Annotated in this window: 18 protein-coding genes and 1 pseudogene; 16 read left to right on the top strand and 3 right to left on the bottom strand. The window is 67.8% G+C overall.

Annotated features, from left to right (window positions below):
* Nucleotides 1-153: 153 nt before the first annotated feature.
* A pseudogene (locus tag BLP62_RS11570) lies at nt 154-888 on the top strand (GGDEF domain-containing protein); the annotation flags it as partial.
* A gap of 151 nt (nt 889-1,039) precedes the next feature.
* On the opposite strand, the gene metK reads toward BLP62_RS11570, so the two are convergent.
* Nucleotides 1,040-2,218 carry a methionine adenosyltransferase gene (gene metK / locus BLP62_RS11565; RefSeq protein ID WP_176758212.1) on the bottom strand — a complete coding sequence of 393 codons (1,179 nt, stop codon included), beginning with the start codon at nt 2,216-2,218 and terminating at the stop codon, nt 1,040-1,042.
* Between the two features lie 84 nt (nt 2,219-2,302).
* Here metK and murI point away from each other — a divergent pair, with 84 nt between their 5' ends.
* From murI to BLP62_RS11505, 12 genes are all read left to right on the top strand, one after another.
* Nucleotides 2,303-3,076 (top strand): glutamate racemase, encoded by a 774-nt coding sequence (gene murI / locus BLP62_RS11560; protein WP_093008493.1) that lies wholly within the window; start codon nt 2,303-2,305, stop codon nt 3,074-3,076.
* Between the two features lie 110 nt (nt 3,077-3,186).
* Nucleotides 3,187-3,831, top strand: a complete 645-nt coding sequence (locus tag BLP62_RS11555) for an LOG family protein (RefSeq protein ID WP_093008492.1) — start codon at nt 3,187-3,189, stop codon at nt 3,829-3,831.
* Nucleotides 3,832-3,836: 5 nt separating this feature from the next.
* Nucleotides 3,837-4,448: an XTP/dITP diphosphatase gene (locus BLP62_RS11550; protein ID WP_176758211.1), complete on the top strand. Its 612-nt coding sequence runs from the start codon at nt 3,837-3,839 to the stop codon at nt 4,446-4,448.
* Entirely contained in the window at nt 4,445-5,476 is a 1,032-nt protein-coding gene (locus BLP62_RS11545) for an RMD1 family protein (protein ID WP_093008490.1), read from the top strand. Before BLP62_RS11550 ends, BLP62_RS11545 begins: the two co-directional genes overlap by 4 nt.
* 92 nt (nt 5,477-5,568) lie before the next feature.
* On the top strand, nt 5,569-6,765 hold the full coding sequence (locus tag BLP62_RS11540) for a sugar ABC transporter substrate-binding protein (RefSeq protein ID WP_093008489.1): 1,197 nt from the start codon (nt 5,569-5,571) through the stop codon (nt 6,763-6,765).
* A gap of 58 nt (nt 6,766-6,823) precedes the next feature.
* The gene (locus tag BLP62_RS11535) at nt 6,824-8,152 is read left to right on the top strand and encodes an ABC transporter permease subunit (protein ID WP_093008488.1); all 1,329 of its coding nucleotides are present in this window, start codon (nt 6,824-6,826) and stop codon (nt 8,150-8,152) included.
* Nucleotides 8,153-9,472, top strand: coding sequence for a sugar ABC transporter permease (locus BLP62_RS11530; protein WP_093008487.1), 1,320 nt, complete (start codon nt 8,153-8,155; stop codon nt 9,470-9,472). It begins immediately after the preceding gene.
* A gap of 4 nt (nt 9,473-9,476) precedes the next feature.
* Complete coding sequence (locus tag BLP62_RS11525; RefSeq protein WP_093008486.1) at nt 9,477-9,764, top strand: nucleotidyltransferase family protein; 288 nt, start codon at nt 9,477-9,479, stop codon at nt 9,762-9,764.
* A complete protein-coding gene (locus tag BLP62_RS11520; protein ID WP_093008485.1) occupies nt 9,761-10,096 on the top strand; it encodes a HepT-like ribonuclease domain-containing protein in 336 nt (111 codons plus the stop codon). The genes BLP62_RS11525 and BLP62_RS11520 overlap by 4 nt, the downstream gene beginning before the upstream one ends.
* Nucleotides 10,093-11,805 (top strand): glycoside hydrolase family 13 protein, encoded by a 1,713-nt coding sequence (locus BLP62_RS11515; protein WP_176758210.1) that lies wholly within the window; start codon nt 10,093-10,095, stop codon nt 11,803-11,805. The genes BLP62_RS11520 and BLP62_RS11515 overlap by 4 nt, the downstream gene beginning before the upstream one ends.
* A gap of 5 nt (nt 11,806-11,810) precedes the next feature.
* Entirely contained in the window at nt 11,811-12,149 is a 339-nt protein-coding gene (locus tag BLP62_RS11510; RefSeq protein ID WP_241374272.1) for a hypothetical protein, read from the top strand.
* A 22-nt stretch (nt 12,150-12,171) separates the two neighbouring features.
* Nucleotides 12,172-14,424, top strand: coding sequence for an endonuclease MutS2 (locus BLP62_RS11505; protein ID WP_093008483.1), 2,253 nt, complete (start codon nt 12,172-12,174; stop codon nt 14,422-14,424).
* Here BLP62_RS11505 and BLP62_RS11500 read toward each other — a convergent pair.
* Together BLP62_RS11500 and BLP62_RS11495 are read right to left on the bottom strand one after the other, a co-directional pair.
* A complete protein-coding gene (locus BLP62_RS11500) occupies nt 14,408-14,878 on the bottom strand; it encodes a DUF1640 domain-containing protein (protein ID WP_093008482.1) in 471 nt (156 codons plus the stop codon). The two genes, BLP62_RS11505 and BLP62_RS11500, sit on opposite strands and share 17 nt — an antisense overlap.
* Before the next feature lie 21 nt (nt 14,879-14,899).
* Nucleotides 14,900-15,337, bottom strand: coding sequence for an acyl-CoA thioesterase (locus BLP62_RS11495; protein ID WP_093008481.1), 438 nt, complete (start codon nt 15,335-15,337; stop codon nt 14,900-14,902).
* A 38-nt stretch (nt 15,338-15,375) separates the two neighbouring features.
* Here BLP62_RS11495 and BLP62_RS11490 point away from each other — a divergent pair, with 38 nt between their 5' ends.
* The 3 genes from BLP62_RS11490 to BLP62_RS11480 all read left to right on the top strand — a co-directional run.
* The gene (locus BLP62_RS11490; protein ID WP_093008480.1) at nt 15,376-17,640 is read left to right on the top strand and encodes a tetratricopeptide repeat protein; all 2,265 of its coding nucleotides are present in this window, start codon (nt 15,376-15,378) and stop codon (nt 17,638-17,640) included.
* A 68-nt stretch (nt 17,641-17,708) separates the two neighbouring features.
* Nucleotides 17,709-18,122 carry a hypothetical protein gene (locus BLP62_RS11485; protein WP_093008479.1) on the top strand — a complete coding sequence of 138 codons (414 nt, stop codon included), beginning with the start codon at nt 17,709-17,711 and terminating at the stop codon, nt 18,120-18,122.
* A partial coding sequence (locus BLP62_RS11480) for a transposase (RefSeq protein ID WP_176758123.1) occupies nt 18,115-18,415 on the top strand: 301 nt, incomplete at its 3' end. The genes BLP62_RS11485 and BLP62_RS11480, both read left to right, overlap by 8 nt.

The raw sequence follows: 18,415 nt of genomic DNA, 5'->3' as shown, positions 1-18,415 counted from the left end.
TCCAGAACCGTCTGCAGAACCTCGGCTACTGTCTCCCGCACCGCTTCCCTCAGCAAGATCCGCAAGGTATCCTGGTCCACGGGGCACCTCCTCGTTCCAAGGTGTGCCCCCCTATTAAACACGGACCCTTACACATAAATCCTTACACGACCCCCCGCCGCCTACTGGGTGCCCTTCTTCTACTTCTCCAGCTACCTCTTCTTCCCCGCTCGGAAAGCGGTACGCCTGGCCCTCCTCTACCTCATGGCTCTTTTCCTCCTGGCCCTACTGGGCACCTTCCGAGGGCACTTCCAGGCCATCCACCTCAACGCCTTAGCCCAGTTCTTCGGGGCCAACCTGGCCTACGTGGGCCTCCTCTACCTGCTGGTGCGCATGAAGGAAGAGTACATGGAGGCCCAGCTGGACGCCTACACCGACTTCCTCACCGGGCTCAGGAACCGCCGCTATTTAGAGATCGTTCTGGAAAGAGAGCTCTTCCGCCTAGGCCGCTACGGCCGTCCCCTCTCCCTCATCCTCCTGGACCTGGACGGCTTCAAGGCGGTGAACGACGCCCACGGGCACGACGTGGGGGACCGGGTCCTCCGGGCCCTCGCCCAATGCCTCGAGGCCCACGTGCGCCAAAGCGACCGCGCCGTGCGCCTGGGGGGCGAGGAGTTCGCCGTGGTCCTCCCGGAAACAGAGCTTCCCCAGGCCCTCCAGCTGGCCGAGCGCCTGCGCCAGGAGGTGGGCCGCCTCGAGGTGCCCCCGGTTCAACGCCTTTCCGCAAGCTTTGGCGTGGCCCAGGCCCACCCCACGGACTCCCCCCTCTCCCTCCTCAAGCGGGCGGACGAAGCCATGTACCGGGCCAAGCGCAAGGGGAAAAACCGGGTGGAGGCGGCCCCCAAATAGGTACCCCACCGCGGCTTTCGCCGCGGTGGGGGCCCCAAAAGAGCCTTCGCAAAGCCCTATCTCCAGCGTCCCATGTGGCGAAATCAAGGTGCGGGCACTTAAGCGCGCGGACGCTTACCCCCATGCTGGCCTAAGCCCGCATGGGGTGGCCTCAAAGCCCCGCCTCCCGCCTCAGGGCCTCCACCCGGTCCGTCTCCTCCCAGGGGAAGCCCGGGCGGCCGAAGTGGCCGTAGGCCGAGGTGGGGGTGTAGATGGGCCGCAGGAGGTCCAGCTCCTCAATGATGGCGAGGGGCCTCGGGTCAAAGACCTTCTTGGCGATCTCCGTGAGCTTCTCGTCAGGCAGGACCCCGGTGCCGAAGGTCTCCACCCTGAGGGACACGGGCCGCGCCTTGCCGATGGCGTAGGCGAGCTCCACGAGGGCCCTCCTCGCAAGGCCCGCCGCCACCAGGTTCTTCGCCATGTAGCGGGCGTAATAGCTGGCGGAGCGGTCCACCTTGGTGGGGTCCTTGCCGCTGAAGGCCCCGCCCCCGTGGGGCACCGCCCCCCCGTAGGTGTCCACGATGATCTTGCGGCCCGTGAGGCCGGTGTCCGCGTGGGGCCCGCCCAGGATGAAGCGGCCCGAGGGGTTGATGAGGTACTCCGTCTCCCCCTCCTTCAGGTACTCCGGGGGGATGGCCTGGCGCACCACCTCCCGGATGAGGTCCTCCCTAAGCTGGTCCTGCTCCACCTCGGGGGAGTGCTGGGCGGAGACCACCACGGTCTTGACGTAAAGGGGCTTGTCCCCCTCGTAGAGCACGGTGACCTGGGCCTTGCCGTCGGGACGCAAGTAGGGGAGAAGCCCCGTCTTCCGCACCTCGGCCAGACGCATGGTGAGGCGGTGGGCCAGGGTGATGGGAAGGGGCATGAGCTCGGGGGTCTCGTCGGTGGCGTAGCCGAACATGAGGCCCTGGTCCCCCGCCCCCACCCGGTCCAGGGGGTCCGTGGACTTGAGCACCCGCCACTCGTAGGAGAGGTTGACCCCGCCCGCGATGTCCGGGGACTGCTCGTCTATGGCGGTGAGCACGGCGCAGGTGTCGGCGTCAAAGCCGTACTTGGCCCGGGTGTAGCCCACCTCCCGCACCGTCTTGCGCACCAGACCGGGGATGTCCACGTACCCCTCGGTGGTGATCTCCCCCGCCACGAAGACGAGCCCGGTGGTCACCAGGGTCTCCGCCGCCACCCGGGCCTTCTTGTCCTGGGCGATGAGGGCGTCCAGGATGGCGTCGGAAATCCGGTCCGCCAGCTTGTCCGGGTGTCCCTCGGTTACCGACTCAGACGTGACCAGCCTCAACGCAGGCACCTCCTTCGCGCCCCCATCGGGGCAACCCTGATAGTATAGCACCCCCCCCTTTCCGTCCAGGTATGATGGCGGGCCGTGAAGGACCGGAGAAGGCCCATCGGGGTTTTTGATTCGGGGGTGGGCGGGCTCACGGTGCTTTCCGCCCTCCGCCAGGCCCTCCCCCGGGAAGACTTCCTTTACTTTGGCGACACCGCCCGCGTCCCCTACGGGGGAAAACCCCTCGCCATGGTGCGGCGCTTCGCCTGGGAGATCGCGGGCTTCCTCCTGAGGGAGGGGGTGAAGGCCATCGTGGTGGCCTGCAACACAGCGAGCTCCGCCGCCCTCCCGGACCTCGCCGAGGACCTCTCCGTGCCCGTCTTCGGGGTCTTGGAGCCCGCGGCGGAGGAGGCCAGGGGCTACGGGAAAGTGGGCCTCATCGGCACCCAGGCCACGGTGGAAAGCCGGGCCTACGAGCGCCACCTGCCCCTGGCCTGGGCCAAGGCCTGCCCCCTCTTCGTCCCCCTGGTGGAGGAGGGCCTATGGGACGACCCCGTGGCCCTCCTGGTGGCCCGGCACTACCTCGAGGACGCCCCGGAGGACCTCGAGGCCCTCATCCTGGGCTGCACCCACTACCCCTTCCTGAAGAACACCCTGGCCCGGGTCCTCCCCGGGGTGCGCCTCATTGACTCCGCGGAGGCCACGGCCAGGCGGGTGGCCGAGGCCCTAGGGCGCGAGGGGCTTTTGAACCCCGCGGGCTCGGGGCGGGTGGTCCACTACGTCACCGGGGACCCGGAAAGCTACAAGGCCCTGGCGGAGCGCCTGGGGGAGCGGGTTTTGGACCTCAGGCGGGTGAGCCTGGAGGAACTCTAAGTACCCCCGCAGCTTTCTCCGGCATGGGATGTCTTGGTCAAGGCCGCAGAGAAACCTTATTGGGGCCCCCGCTCTAGCGAAAGCCAGAGCGGGGTACTTAAGCTAGGGCCATGCCCAAGAAGCGCCTCATTGACCAGCTCCACCACGAGGACAGCTGGCGGCTTTTCCGCATCCTGGCGGAGTTCGTGGAGGGGTTTGAGACCCTTTCGGAGATCCAGGTGCCCCTGGTCTCCGTCTTCGGCTCGGCCCGCTTCTCCGAGGGCCACCCGGCCTACGCTCTCGGCTACCGCTTGGGCCGGGCCCTGGCGGAGGCGGGCTTCGGGGTGGTGACGGGGGGCGGCCCCGGGGTCATGGAGGCGGTGAACCGGGGGGCTTACGAGGCGGGCGGGGTGAGCGTGGGGCTCAACATAGAACTTCCCCACGAGCAAAAGCCCAACCCCTACCAGACCCACGCCCTCTCCTTGCGCTACTTCTTCGTGCGCAAGGTGCTCTTTGTGCGCTACGCCGTGGGCTTCGTCTTCCTGCCCGGGGGATTTGGGACGCTGGACGAGCTCTCCGAGGTCCTGGTCCTCATCCAGACGGAAAAGGTCCACCCCTTCCCGGTCTTCGCCCTGGACCGGGCTTACTGGGAAGGCCTCCTCTCCTGGATGGCCTTCCTCAAGGACCAGGGGGCCATAGACCCCAAGGACCTCGCCCTCCTCACCCCCTTGGACACCCCTGAGGAGGTGGTGGCCGCCCTCAAGGCGGTATCCTAGAGGGGATGCGCCTCGTCCTGGCCACCTCCAACCCCGGGAAGGTGCGGGAGCTCAAGGAGGGCCTCGCCCCCCTGGGCTGGACGCTGCTTTCCCTGGCCGACTTCCCCTTGCGCATGCCCAAGGAGGAAGGGGCCACCTTCCTGGAAAACGCCCTCCTCAAGGCGGCCTACGTGGCGAAGGCCACGGGGCTTCCCGCCCTGGCGGACGACTCGGGCCTCGAGGTGCCGGCCCTGGGGGGGGAGCCCGGGGTCTACTCCGCCCGCTACGGGGGGAGGGCCACGGACCGGGAGCGGAACGTCTACCTCCTGGAGAGGATGCGCCACCTCAAGGGGGAGGAGCGGAAGGCCCGCTTCGTGGCCGTCCTGGTCCTGGCCTACCCCGACGGGCACGCCGAGGCCTACGAGGGGAGCGTGGAGGGGGTGATCCTCGAGGCCCCCCGGGGGGAGGGGGGCTTCGGCTACGACCCCCTCTTCTACGTGCCGGAGGTGGGCAAGACCTTCGCCGAGATGACCCTGGAGGAGAAGACCCGCTACTCCCACCGGGGAAAGGCCCTAAAGGCCCTCCTGGAGGCCTACAAGGAGGGGCCCCCTCCCCGGGAGATTTCCAGGCTGGAATGAACGTCCTCTCTCCCCACATCGCCCTCTACCGCCTCTTTGACCTCGCGGACGAGATTGACCTCTCCCGCCTTTCCACCCCCCGCCTCCGCCTCTCCCGGGCGCGGCTTGGGGCGGTGCGCTTTGAGAACCCCCCGGCGGAGCTGGAGCTTGGCGTGCGGAGCGTGGAGGGGCTTTCCGGCCTCCTCACCGCCCGGCTCTACGAGTTCGGGGTGGTCTCCCTCTCCTTCCGCATCCACCTGGGGGAGCGGGTGCCCTGGGAGGCCTTCTTGGAGAAGGGCCTCGAGGTCCCCGAGCTTCCCTTCTGGGAGGGGTTTTTCCTGGCGGAGCTCGCCGCCCTCGAGCCCTACCTCCAAGGGGCCCTCCTCCGCCCCGAGGAGAAGCGCCTCTTTGAGGAGTTCACCGTCTACCACGCCCTTGGCCTGGAAGGGGCCAAGGCCCACCAGCCCCCGGTGGACCTCACCCCCCTCTGGATGGGGGCCCGGGAGGAGTTCGCCCCCGAGGTCCGGCGGGAGATGGAGCGCTACCGCTACAGCTACTCTACGGAGGACCTGGCCCTCTTGGGCTTTGACCGGGTGCTCGTCCTGGACTCCGAAGACATCTGGGACGTGGCCGACCTGGTGGAGTTCGTGCACGCCCAGCTTTTGGAGCTCTCCTACTACGACCGGTTGCTCACCGAGGAGCTGGAGCTGGTGCCCCAGGTGCTCAGGCAACGGGGGCTTTGGGGGTACGGGAGGCTCCAGCGCCTCCGCCGCCGCCTCATGGCCCGGCACGCGGAGATCGCCGACGTGAAGGCCCGGATGGAGGGGGCCTTGCGCATCACCGAGGACCTCTTCTACGCCAAGATCTACCGGGCCGCCCTGGAGCTTTACGGGGCCCACGAGCTGGAAAGGAGCGTGGAGGAGAAGCTTAGGGCCCTCGAGGCCACCTACGAGATGGTGACGGAGGAGGTGGTCCACCTGAGGAGCCAGGCGGTGGAGGTGGGCATCCTGGCCCTCATCGCCTTTGAGGTGGTGCGGGCCCTCCTTTGAGGGCCCTTGTCCTTGTGGGGGAAGTGGTAGATTAAGGGGGCAGGGCGCGAAAAGGTAAAGCGGAAACGCTACCACGCGTCCGGAGGTGGGATATGAAAAAAGCGCTGGCCCTTCTCTCCCTCGGCCTTTCCCTGGCCCTAGCCCAGGGGAAGCTCACCGTCTGGACCCACTTCGGCGGTCCTGAGCTGGAGTGGCTCAAGGCCCAGGCCAAGACCTTTGAAAGGACCTCCGGCACCAAGGTGGAGGTGGTGGAGGTTCCCTTCGGGGACATCAAGCAGAAGTTCCTCCTGGGGGCCCCCCAGGGGCAGGCGGCGGACCTCGTGGTCTCCATCCCCCACGACTGGCTCGGGGAGATGGCCCAGGCCGGGGTGCTGGAGCCCATGGGCAAGTACGTGACCCAAAACTACCTCTCCGACCTCCAGCCCGTGGCCCTGGAGGCCTTCACCTTCGGGGGGAAGCTTTTCGGCCTTCCCGCCTTCGCCGAGAGCGTGGCCCTCATCTACAACAAGAAGTACGTGAAGGAAGCCCCCAAGACCTGGGAGGAGTTCCTGGCCCTGGCGCAGAAGCTCACCACGGGCTCCACCTTCGGCTTCCTCTACAACATCGGCGACCCCTACTTTAACTTCGGCTTCTTCAAGGCCTTCGGGGCGGAAAACGTCTTCGGCAAGGACGCCAAGGGCAACCTGGACCCCGCTAAGCTCCTCATCGGGGGCGAGGCCGGGGAGAAGGCCCTCCAGTTCATCAAGGACCTCCGCTTCAAGTACAACCTGGTGCCCGAGGGGGTGGACTACGGCGTGGCCGACGGGGCCTTCAAGGACGGGGCCTTGGCCATGATCCTCAACGGCCCCTGGGCCCTGGGGGACTACAAGAAGGCCAAGATAGATTTCGGCATCGCCCCCTTCCCCACCCCGCCCGGGGCCAAGGGGCCCTGGGGGCCCTTCCTGGGCGTGCAGGGGGTGGTGGTGAACGCCTACTCCAAGAACAAGACCCAGGCGGTGAACTTCGCCAAGACCCTGGTGTCCGGCAAGGCCCTGGTCTCCTTCAACCAGGCGGGGGGCCGCATCCCCGTCTCCAAGAGCGCGGTGAAGCAGCTGGAGAAAGACCCCGTGGTGGCGGGCTTCTCCAAGGTCTTCCCCTTGGGCACCCCCATGCCCAACATCCCCGAGATGGGCAAGGTCTGGGGCCCCTGGGGGAACGCCATCAGCCTCGCCATCCAAAAGCCCGACTCCAACGTGAAGAAGATCGTGGAGGACATGGTGGCCGAGATCAAGAAGGCCATCGGCAAGTAAGGCCCATGCCCGCCCCCCACGGGACCTCCTTCCCCCGTGGGGGGCGTATCTTTAGACCATGAAGCACCCTCCCGGACTCAGAGGCTTCCTCTTGGCCATGGGGCTCCTCCTGGGGCTTCTCCTCTTCTCCACGGGGGTGGGCCTCCTGGCCTACTTCCTCCTGGAGGCCCGCTTCGCCCCACCGGGCTGGACCATCCTGGTGGTGGCCCTCCTGGTCCTGGTCCCGGGGGCGGTGGGGGTGGGAAGGCTCTTCCCCTGGCTTTCCGACTGGTACTACTTCCTCCCCGCCCTGGCCTTCCTCCTGGTCTTCACCCTCTACCCCGTGGGCCTCACCGTGTACCTGGCCTTCACGGACTACTCGGGCCAGCGGAACGGCTTCCCCGACCGCTCCACCGAAACCCGGGTGGTGGGGCAGGAAGGCCCCAGGTTCCTCCTGGAAGCACCGGTAAGGGAGGCCCTGCGCTGCGACCCCTGCCAGGGGGTGCCCGTGGAGGTCTACGCCCAAGGGCACCGGATGCGGGCCCGGGTCCTCGAGGCCAAAGGGGAGGCCCTCCTCCTTGACCGCACTCCCCCCTTCCGCGCGGAGTTCGTGGCCAAGGTGAACGCCTTCCGCTTCGTGGGCCTCAAGAACTTCGCCTTCATCCTCTCCCAGGCGAGCCAGGCCCTCTTCCCCGTCTTCCTCTGGAACGTGACCTTCGCCACGGCCACCGTGCTCCTCAACGCCCTCGTGGGCCTTCTCCTGGGCCTCATCCTCAACAACAAGGGCCTTAAGCTTCGGAACTTCTACCGCACGGCCCTCATCGTCTCCTGGGCCCTGCCCGGCGTGATCACCGTCCAGGTCTGGGTAGCCCTTTTGAACTACAACTTCGGGGCCATCAACCGGCTTCTCGGGGTCTTGGGCCTCTACCCCATCCCCTGGCTCAACGACCCCGACTGGGCCAAGGTGGCCATCCTTCTCGTCAACCTCTGGCTCGGCTTCCCCTACATGATGACCGCCACCCTGGGGGCCCTTTCCACCATCCCCGACGAGCTCTACGAGGCGGCCAAGGTGGACGGGGCCACCCCTTGGCAGGCCCTCCTCCGCATCACCCTGCCCCTTTTGGAGAAGCCCATGGTGCCCATCCTCCTCTCCTCCTTCGCCTTCAACTTCAACAACTTCTACATCATCTACCTCCTCACCGGGGGCGGCCCGGCGCAGGAGGGGAGGCTCGCCACCGCCCAGGCCACGGACATCCTCATCTCCTGGGCCTACAAGACGGCCTTCAGCGCCGAGGGGCAGTCGGCCTACGGCCTGGGGGCGGCCATCAGCCTCCTCATCTTCGCCATCACCGTGGCCATCAGCCTGGTGAACTTCCGGGTGACCGGGGCGCTGAGGGAGGTGAAGTAGGTGCGCAAGCTCGTGGCCTTTCTCCTCACGGGCCTCGCCCTCTACGGGGTCTACTGGTTCGCGGCGAACCGCCTCTTTGACGAGGCCTCCTACCGGAGGCAGGTGGCCTTCGGGAGCGTCTTCGTGCCCTATGGTTGGGCCTACGCCCTGGGCTTCCTCCTGGCCCTGGTCCTCCTCGTCCTCCTCTATAGCCTCCTCTACACCGCCCTCGTAAACCGCCTCCGGGGAAGGCGGAAAAGCCCCTGGCCCCTTTTCCTCCAGGGGGTGACCCACCTCTTCCTCTGGGTCCTGATCCTCCTCGTCTACTACCCGGTGGTCCAGGTGGTGGCGGCGAGCTTTGACCCCACCAACAACCTCTTCAGCTTCAAGAGGCCGGAAACGGGCTTCCTCCTCCTGGACGCCAAGGTCATCCCCTACCTGCCCAACCCCTCCCTGGAAAACTACGCCAAGCTGGTGGAAGGGGTGGTCCTCTACCCTTACCAGGTGGTCCTCGCCCTCCTCGCGGGCCTAGCCCTCCTGGGGGTGGGGGTCGTGGGCCTTCTCCGCAGGCTTCTTGCCCCCGAGGCGTGGATGGACCTCTGGCAGGGGAGGCTCCTTTTCCTCATGGCCCTTTCCGTCTTCGCCCTCGCCCTCTCCCTCTCGCCCAGGCAGTTCACCGGGCAGGGCACGGAGACCAAGTTCCTCCTCTGGGTGCGGAACACCTTCCTCATCTCCGGCCTCACGGGGCTTCTCGCCGTCCTCCTCACCGCCACGGCGGGCTACGCCTTCGCCCGCTTCCGCCACCTGCCCGGCCGCTACCCCATGCTCCTCTTCTTCATCTTCGTGCAGATGTTCCCGGGGTTCTTGGCCTTGGTGGCCATCTACTACCTCCTCTCCCGGCTGGACCTCCTGAACACCTTCACCGGGCTCGTCCTGGCCTACTCCGGGGGGATCATCAGCTTCGGCACCTGGGTCTACAAGGGCTATCTGGAGAGCATTAGCCCGAGCCTCGAGGAGGCGGCCATGGTGGACGGGGCCACGAGGTGGCAGGTCTTCACCAAGATCCTCCTTCCCCTCTCCGCCCCCATGTTCGTCTTCATCTTCCTCCTGCAGTTCGTGGGCACCTACTCGGAGTTCGTCCTGGCCAACCTGGTCCTCACGGGGGTGGAGAGCTGGAACGTGGGCGTGGGCTTAAGGAGCTTCACCACGGGGCAGTTCCAGACCAAGTGGGGGGTCTTCGCCGCGGCGAGCGTCTTGGGCTCCTTACCCATCCTCTTCCTCTTCTACGGGTTCCAGCAGTACTTCGTCTCCGGCTACACCGCGGGGGCCGTGAAAGAATAAGGGCGTGGACCTGGAAGCCCTCAGGACCAGGAGGGAGGCCATCCTCAGCCTCTGCGCCCGCCACGGGGCGGTGAGGGTGCGGGTCTTTGGCTCGGTGGCCCGGGGGGAAGCCCGAGGAGACAGCGACCTGGACCTCCTGGTGGTCTTTGAGGAGGGGCGCACCCTTCTGGACCACGCCCGCCTAAAGCTGGCCCTGGAGGGGCTTTTGGGGGTGCGGGTAGACGTGGTGAGCGAGAGGGGCCTGGCCCCTAGGCTCCGGGAGCAGGTCCTGCGGGAGGCCATCCCTCTATGAGGGAACCCAGGGAGAGGCTTCTGGACATCCTGGAGGCCATCGCCCGGATTGAGCGGTACGCTGCCCTGGGGAAGGCGCGCTTTTTGGAAGACGAGCTCGTTCAGGTCTGGATCGTGCACCACCTAGAGCGCATCGGGGAGGCCGCGGCCAGGCTGGGACGGGAGTTTCACGAGGCCCACCCACACATTCCTTGGCGGGAGATGGTGGCCATGCGCAACCTCCTTGTCCACGAGTACTTCAGCGTGGACTTGGAAGAGGTTTGGTCTACTGTAGTCCGGGATTTGCCCGCACTGAAGGTTCAGGTACAGGCCCTCTTGGAGGTTGATCCTTGAACCCCCACGACCTGGAACACGTTGACCCTCCCTTCCCCGAGCTCGGGGAAGAGGTGGAGCTTTTCCTGGAAACCGAGGCCCGGGAGGGGCTTCTCCTCTACGAGCGGGACGGGGAGCTCCACGAGAAGCCCATGGAGCCCTGGGAAAGGGGCCTCAGGGCGCGGGTTCCCGTCCACGCTAGTCCCTTCCGCTACGTCTTCCGCCTCCCCCAAGGCTACCTGGGCAGCCACGGCCTGGAGAAGACCCTTCCCCGCTACGACCGCTTCTTCCACCTCCTCGCCAAGCCCCTTCCCCCGGAGTGGGCCCTGGGGACGGTCTTCTACCAGATCTTCCCCGACCGCTTCCGCCAAGGGCGCCCGGAGCTCGCCCCCAAGGAGGGGGCCTGGCTTTACGGGGGGAGGCCCATCCGCAAAAAGGCCTGGAATGAACCCCCCGGGGAGGACGGGGCCCGGGAGTTCTACGGGGGGGACCTTTGGGGGGTTCTGGAAGCCCTTCCCCACCTCGAGGCCCTGGGGGTGGAGGCCCTCTACCTCACCCCCATCTTCCAAAGCCCCTCCAGCCACCGCTACGACACCGAGGACTACCGCCGGGTGGACCCCCACCTGGGCGGGGAGGAGGCGCTTAGGGCGCTCTACGAGGCCCTCGAGGCCCGGGGGATGAAGCTCATCCTGGACGGGGTCTTCAACCACGTGGGGGCGACCCACCCCTGGTTCCAGAAGGCCCTTGAGGACCCCTCCTCCCCCGAGCGGGGGATGTTCACCTTTTACCCCGACGGCACCTACGCCAGCTTCTGGGGGGTGAGGCACATGCCCAAGCTGGACTACGCCTCCGCCCTCACCCAGGAGCGCTTCGTCTTCGGCAAGGAGGCCCCCATCCGCCACTGGATGCGCCTCGCCCACGGCTGGCGGCTGGACGTGGCCCACTCCATCGGGGAAGGGGGGACGAACCGGAAGAACGCCCGCTGGCTCAGGGCCCTGGCCCGGGCCGCCAAGGAGGAGCGGGAGGACGCCCTGGTCTTCGGGGAGCTCTCCTACGACACCGTTCCCACCCTAAGGGCCCACACCCTGGACGGGGCCATGCACTACGCCGGCTTCGCCCACCCGGTGATGGCGTGGCTTTCGGGGCGGGACCTCCACGGAAACCCCGTGGAGCTGGAGGCCGAGGACCTTTGGCGGGTCCTTTGGGACCACTACGCCGCCCTTCCCCTCCAGCTCCGCCACAGCATGTACACCCTCCTCTCCTCCCACGACATCCCCCGGGCCCTCTGGCGCCTTAGGGGGGACAAGGAGCGTTTCAAGACCGCTTATGCCCTCCTCTTCGCCTTCCCCGGAAGCCCCGCCGTCTACTACGGGGACGAGGTGGGCCTCTCCCAGCCCAACCCCTACGAGGTCTGGCGGGGGGACCCCTACTGCCGCGCCCCCTTCCCCTGGGACGAGGCCCTTTGGGACAAGGACCTCCTCGCCTTCCTCCGGCGCCTCATCCTCCTTAAGAAGACCCACCCCGCCTTGAGGCTCGGGGGGCTCCTCCCCCTCAAGGCCCCCCCGGGGGTCCTGGCCTTCAGGCGGCGCCACCGGGGGAAGGAGGTCTGGGCCTTCTTCGCCAAGGAAGGGATGCGCCTTTCCCTTCCCCGGGGGGTGGACCTCCTTTCGGGAAGGGAGGTGGCGGGGGAGGTGGAGGCGCGGTACCTCCTCCTGGAACCTTTAGAATGAAGGGGATGCGCCTTAAACGGTTTAAGGGGAAGGTGCGGCGGGTGGTGCGAAAGAAGGTTGAGACCCCGGTGGACCTCCTTGCTGAAGCGGAGGCCCTCCATAAGGAGGGCGCCGGTGCGCAGGGCTTTCTGGAACGGCTACGTGCCCTGATGAAAGGGGTTCAGCGCCGCTGGGAGGCCCTAAGCCTCGAGGAGAGGGAGCGACTGCTCTCCCAGATCACGGCCCTCCTGGCCCTGCTTCCCGCTGGGAGGCTTGGCCAGCTGGGCCTTCTGGTGGCCACGGGGGCAAAGCTTGGGACGAATAAGGAGGTTCTTTCCCTGCTCTTTAAGCTCCTGAAACGCTAAGCCCGGGGTATACTCTTTCTTTGTGCGGGACGTCCTCGAGGTCCTGGAATTCCCCCGGGTGCGGGCCCTCCTGGCGGAGAGGGCCAAGACCCCCTTGGGCCGGGAGCTCGCCCTGGCCCTCGCCCCCCTTTCCCGAGAAGAGGCGGAGCGGCGGCACGGGCTCACGGGGGAAGCCCTCCTCTACCCCTACGCCCTCCCCGAGGCGGGGGCCTTAAGGGAGGCCTACGGGAGGGCCCTCGCGGGGGCGAGGCTTTCCGGCCTCGAGCTCCTGAGGGCGGCCAAGGCCCTGGAGGAGGCCATGGCCCTAAAAGAGGAGCTCCTTCCCCTGCGAAACGCCCTAAGCCAGGTGGCGGAGGGCATCGGGGACCACACCCCCTTCCTGGAGCGGGTGCGGAAGGCCCTGGACGAGGAGGGGGCGGTGAAGGACGAGGCGAGCCCGAGGCTCGCCGAGATCCGCAAGGAGCTTAGGCCCCTCCGCCAAAAGATCCTGGACCACCTCTACGCCCTCATAGACCGCCACCGGGAGGCCTTCCAGGACCGCTTCGTCACCTTAAGGCGGGAGCGCTACTGCGTCCCCGTGAGGGCGGGGATGGCCCAGAAGGTGCCGGGGATCCTCCTGGACGAGTCCGAGTCGGGGGCGACCCTCTTCATAGAGCCCTTCTCCGTGGTCAAGCTCAACAACCGCCTCCAGGCCCTGAGGCTCAAGGAGGAGGAGGAGGTGAACCGCATCCTCCGGGACCTCTCCGAGAAGCTCGCTAAGGACGAGGGGGTGCCGAAGACCCTGGAGGCCCTGGGCCTTTTGGACCTCGTCCAGGCCCAGGCCGCCTTGGCCCGGGACCTGGGGCTTTCCCGCCCCGCTTTCGGGGAGCGGTACGAGCTCCACCGGGCCTTTCACCCCCTGATCCCAAACCCCGTGCGGAACTCCTTCGCCCTGGACGGGAAGAACCGCATCCTCCTCATCTCCGGGCCCAACATGGGGGGGAAGACCGCCCTCCTCAAGACCCTGGGCCTCGCCGTCCTCATGGCCCAGTCGGGCCTCTTCGTGGCGGCGGAGAAGGCCCTTTTGGCCTGGCCCGACCGGGTCTATGCCGACATCGGGGACGAGCAGTCCCTCCAGGAGAACCTCTCCACCTTCGCCGGGCACTTAAGGCGCCTCAAGGAGATGCTGGAAGAGGCCACCCCCAATAGCCTCGTCCTCATTGACGAGCTCGGAAGCGGCACCGACCCCGAGGAGGGGGCGGCCCTTTCCCAGGCCATCCTCGAGGCCCTCCTGGAGAGGGGGGTCAAGGGGATGGTCACCACCCACCTCTCCCCCCTGAAGGCCTTCGCCCAGGGGAGGGAGGGGATCGGGAACGCCTCCATGCGCTTTGACCTCGAGGCCCTCCGCCCCACCTACGAGCTCGTCCTCGGGGTGCCGGGGCGGAGCTACGCCCTGGCCATCGCGAGAAGGCTCGCCCTCCCCGAGGAGGTCCTTAAGCGGGCCGAGGCCCTTTTGCCCGAAGGGGGGCACCTGGAGGCCCTTCTGGAGAGGCTCGAGGCCGAGCGCCTGGCCCTGGAGGCGGAGCGGGAGCGCCTGAGGCGGGAGCTTTCCCAGGTGGAGAGGCTGCGCAAGGCCCTAGCCGAGCGGGAGGCCCGCTTTGAGGAGGAGCGCCAGGAGCGCCTAAGGGCCCTGGAGGAGGAGGTGCGGTCCCGGCTCCTCAAGGTGGAGGCCGAGCTCAAGGCCCTCAAGGAGAAGGCCAGGGCCGAGGGCAAGCGGGACGCCCTGCGGGAGCTTATGGCCCTGAAGGAGCGCTACGCCCCCAAAGCCCCGCCCCCGCCCCCACCCCCCGGGCTTTCCCCGGGCCAGGCGGTGGAGGTCCCCTCCTTGGGGAAGCGGGGCCGGGTGGTGGAGCTTAGGGGGGAGGAGGCCTTGGTGCAGGTGGGCCCCCTGAAGCTCAGCCTGAAGGCCAAGGAGCTCAAGCCCCTTCCCCAGGAGGAGGCCCCAAGGCCCCTCCTCGCCAAGCCCCGCCGCGAGGTGCGGGAGGTGGACCTCCGGGGCCTCACCGTGGAAGAAGCCCTCCTGGAGGTGGACCAGGCCCTGGAGGAGGCCCGGGCCCTGGGCCTTCCCACCCTCCGCCTCCTCCACGGCAAGGGGACGGGGGCCCTCAGGCAGGCCATCCGGGAGGCCCTCCGCCGGGACAAGCGGGTGGAAAGCTTCGCCGACGCCCCGCCCCACGAGGGGGGGCACGGGGTCACGGTGGTGGTCCTAAAGGGCTCAGCTAGCGAAAAAGGGTGAGAACCCCAAGAACCACCGCAATCGCCGTGAAGTAGAGCATGGCCTTGTTGAAGGCCGTGTTGATCTCGGCCTTCACCTCCTGGCGAAGGCCGTTGAACTTCTCCTCCATCTCCTGGCGGAGCCCACCGATCTCCGCCTTCACCTCTTGGCGAAGGCCAGCGACCTCCGCCTTCACCTCCTGGCGGAGGCCAGCGATCTCGGCTCTCACCTCCTGGCGGAGGCCGTTGAACCTCTCCTCCATCTCTTGACGGAGCCCGCCGAGCTCTGCCTTCACCTCTTGGCGGAGAGCGCCGATCTCCGATTTGACCTCCTGGCGGAGCCCGGCGATCTCCGCCTTCACCTCCTGGCGGAGGAGGTCCATCCTCGCCTCCAGGGCCGAAACCCGGTCGGGGAGGACGGCCATCACCCCCTCCACGATGCCCTCCAGCTTGTAGAGGCGTTCCTCTACGGTCATCCGGATTTCAGGATAGCAGACTCAAGGCCCTCCTGAACCGCCCTCGAGGGGCACCTCAGAAAGGGGCCTTCCCTCCACCTCGGCGATGCGGGCCCGGATCGCCTGGGGCAAGGGGGCGGGGCGGCCCCCTTCCAGCCAAACCTGCACCGTCCGGCCCCGGGCCGCCTCCTCTCCCCGGGCTTCCACCCGGTACTCCATGTCAAAGCTGGAGCGGCCGATCCGCACCACCCGCACCCCCACCTCCACGGGGTCCTCGAGGTGGATGGGCCTCAGGAAGTCCACCTCGGCCCGGGCCAGGATGAAGTGGCCCCGCGCCACCCAGTCCTCCTCCAGCCTCCGGAAGTAGGCAGCCCGGGCCACCTCAAAGTAGGTGAGGTAGACGGCGTTGTTCACGTGGCCCAAGGCGTCCAGATCGCGGAAGCGCACCTGCACGGAAACCTTTACGGGAAAGCCCTCCATGCCCCAAGCTTACCCCGCCTTTGGGGCTATCCTGAAGGGTGTACCTCCACCGCCCAAGGCTTCACCGGGCCCTGGAGGAGGCCCTTCCCGAAGGGGTCCTGGTCCACGCACCCCCCGGCTTCGGCAAGACCCTCCTCCTTAAGGGCTTCGCCGAGGCCAAGGGGCTCCCCTACCGCCGGGACTGGAGCCCGGAGCCGGGCTGCTACGACCTGAGGGAGCCCCCGCCCGAGGTCCTCCCGGGCCAGGTGGTGGCCGCCCGAAAAGCCCGGCTTCCCCCCCTCCACCGCTTGGGCCCGGAAGATCTGGCCTTCACCCCCGAGGAGGTGGGGGAGCTCGCCCGCCGCTTGGGGAAGAAGGAGCTTGCCGGGCCCGTCCACGCCCTCTTCGGGGGCTGGCCCCACCTCACCCGGAAGGCCCTGGAAAAGGGGGAGGCCGCCTGGACCCCTGAGCTTCGCGCCTTCCTGGAGGGGACGCTCCCCCCCTTGGACCTCCGCCCCTTCCGCCTCCCCCTGCCCGAGGCTGCCTTCCGCAAGGTGGGGCTGGGCCGGGCGGTGGACGCGCTCCTGGAAGGCGCCCTGGCCGGGGGGGTGCCCTTCCGCCTCCTCCCCGCCCTGGCGGCCTACCTACGGGCCACCCATCCCCTGCCGCCCCCGGAGCTGGCAGGACCGCTCCTGGAGGCGACCCTGGCCCTTGGCGCCGGGGAGGAGGCCCTGGCCGCGGCAAGCCTCTACGGAGGGGAGCTTCTCCTTCAAACCCTGGAGCGGGCGGGAAGACCCCTCCTGGAACGGGGCCAGGTGGAGGCGTTTTTCCGCTACGCCGAGGGGGTGGCGCACCCCTCCCCCCGCCTCCGCCTCCTCCTCGCCCTGGGGCACCGGATGCGGGGGGAGCTGGACCGGGGCCTGGCCGTCCTGGAAGGGTTCCCGGAGGAAGACCCCGCCTTGCTTGCCGAGGCCCTCCTCGCCAAAGGCACCCTCCTCGGGTTGAAAGGGGAGCACCGGGAGGCCGAACGGGTCTTCTCCCAAGGGGTGGCCCTGGGGGAGACCCCCTTGCGGGCCCGCTTCCTCACCAGCCGGGGGGCGGCCCGCATCCGCCTCTCCCGCTACCGGGAGGCGGCGGAGGACCTGGAGGAGGCCCTGGCCCTCTCCCGGAGCGCAAGGCAGCGGGAGGTGGAGGCCCTGGCCCTCCACAACCTGGCCGTGGCCCGGCACCACATGGGGAAGCTTTCCGAGGCGGTGGGCCTCTACCGGGAGGTTCTCCCCTTCAAGACCACCCCCCTCTCCCGGGCCTACACCCTGCTCTCCCTGGGGGAAGCCCTGCGGTACCTGGGGCGGTTTTTGGAGGCCAAAGGGACCCTCCTCGAGGCCCAGAAGGAAGCCCAGGCCTCCGGGGACTACCGCGCCTTGGGCTATACCCTCTTAAACCTCGCCGACCTCTACCGGGAGGCCCACCTGCCGGAGGCGGCAAGCCTTTACCGGGAAGCGGAGGCCACCCTGGAAAGGGCCCGCGACCCCTACGCCCTGGGCCTGGTCCACCTGGGCCTGGCCCAGCTTGGGGCCAAGGGAAGCCTGGAACGGGCCAAGGACTTTTTCCAAGAGGGGGGCGGCCCCGGGGAGATGGCGGAGTGGCACCTGGTGGCGGGGAGGCTCTCCGGGAGGCCCGAGCACTTCCATGAGGCCTTGCGCCTGGCGGAGAAGGCGGGGGCGGGAAGGCTTCTTCTCCTCGCCCAGCTGGAGCTTTTTTTGAAAGATCCTTCTCCCAGAGAGGCCAAGGCCCTGGCCCGGGAGGTCCTAAAGGCGGGCTTCCAGGACTTCTGGCTCTGGGAAAGGCTCTTTCCCCTCCCCCTCTTCGCCTTCGCCGCCGGGGAGGAAGGCCTCCTGGAAGCCCTCCTCGCCGGCGTGGGGTGGCTTCGGGTGCGGAGCCTAAAAGCCCTCGAGGCCCGCACCGAGGAAGGCCCCCTCCCCCTTCCCTCCCGGAAGGAGCTTTTGCTCCTCCTCCTCCTCTGGCACCGGGGAGCCCTGGAGGCCGAAGCCCTCGCCCACCTCCTTTTCCCCGGGAGCAAAAACCCCAAGAAGCGCCTGCAGGTGGCGGTCCACCACCTCCGCGAGGCCCTGGACCCCGAGCTCGTCCGCCTGGAGGGGGGGACCTACCGGGCCTACCTCCCCCCCGGGGTCTGGTGGGACGCCCGCGTCAAGGAAGGCCTCCTCCGCTGGGCCCGGCGCCTTAGCCTCCCCCAGGCCCAAGCCCGGGTGGAGGAGGCCCTTCCGGGAAGGTTTTCCCCGCGGGCTCACTTAACCGAACCTTAACCAGGCCTGTGCTATAGGTGGGGTGAGGTCCAAAAGCCAGGGCCTCGAGCAGAGGAAGGTGATGGCGCATGCGCAAGGCTTGGGTTTTATTGCTTCTCGGCCTCGGCCTTCTCCTCACCGCCTGCGGCGGGCAGACGGGTGGTGGCGGTGGCGGCGGCGGTGGCGGTGGCGGTGGGTCTACTCCCAGCATCGCCGGGGTGTGGGAAGGAAACTGGACCTCCACCCAGCTCCAAAACACCAACGGCACTTTCTGCATCAAGATCACCCAAAACGGCAACCAAATCTCCGGGCCCCTCTACAGGAATGGCGTCTACTTTGGAGATGCGAGCGGCACCCTAAACGGCAACCAGATCACCTTCGGCGCGGTCCCTGCAGGAAGCTACGAGATTCGGTTTACCGGAACCGTCAGCGGGAATAGCGCCAGCGGGCACTACACCCTCAATCGGTCGTGTAAGGATTTATGTGTAAGGGTCCGTGTTTAATAGGGGGGCACACCTTGGAACGAGGAGGTGCCCCGTGGACCAGGATACCTTGCGGATCTTGCTGAGGGAAGCGGTGCGGGAGACAGTAGCCGAGGTTCTGCAGACGGTTCTGGAGCTGGACCGGACAGCCTTCTTGCAGGTGCACGGGGGGCGCAGGAACGGCTACTACCCCCGCAAGCTGGAGACCACCTTCGGCCAGGTGGACCTGAAGGTCCCTAGGGATCGGGAATCTCGGTATTACCCGGCTTTCCTTAAGCCCTACGCCCGCCGCCTGGTGGACGTGGGGGAAGTAG

The sequence above is a fragment of the Thermus arciformis genome, from assembly GCF_900102145.1.
Taxonomy (GTDB): domain Bacteria; phylum Deinococcota; class Deinococci; order Deinococcales; family Thermaceae; genus Thermus; species Thermus arciformis.
Note: the sequence above shows the minus strand (reverse complement) of the source record. Positions and strands in the feature narration are given on the sequence as shown.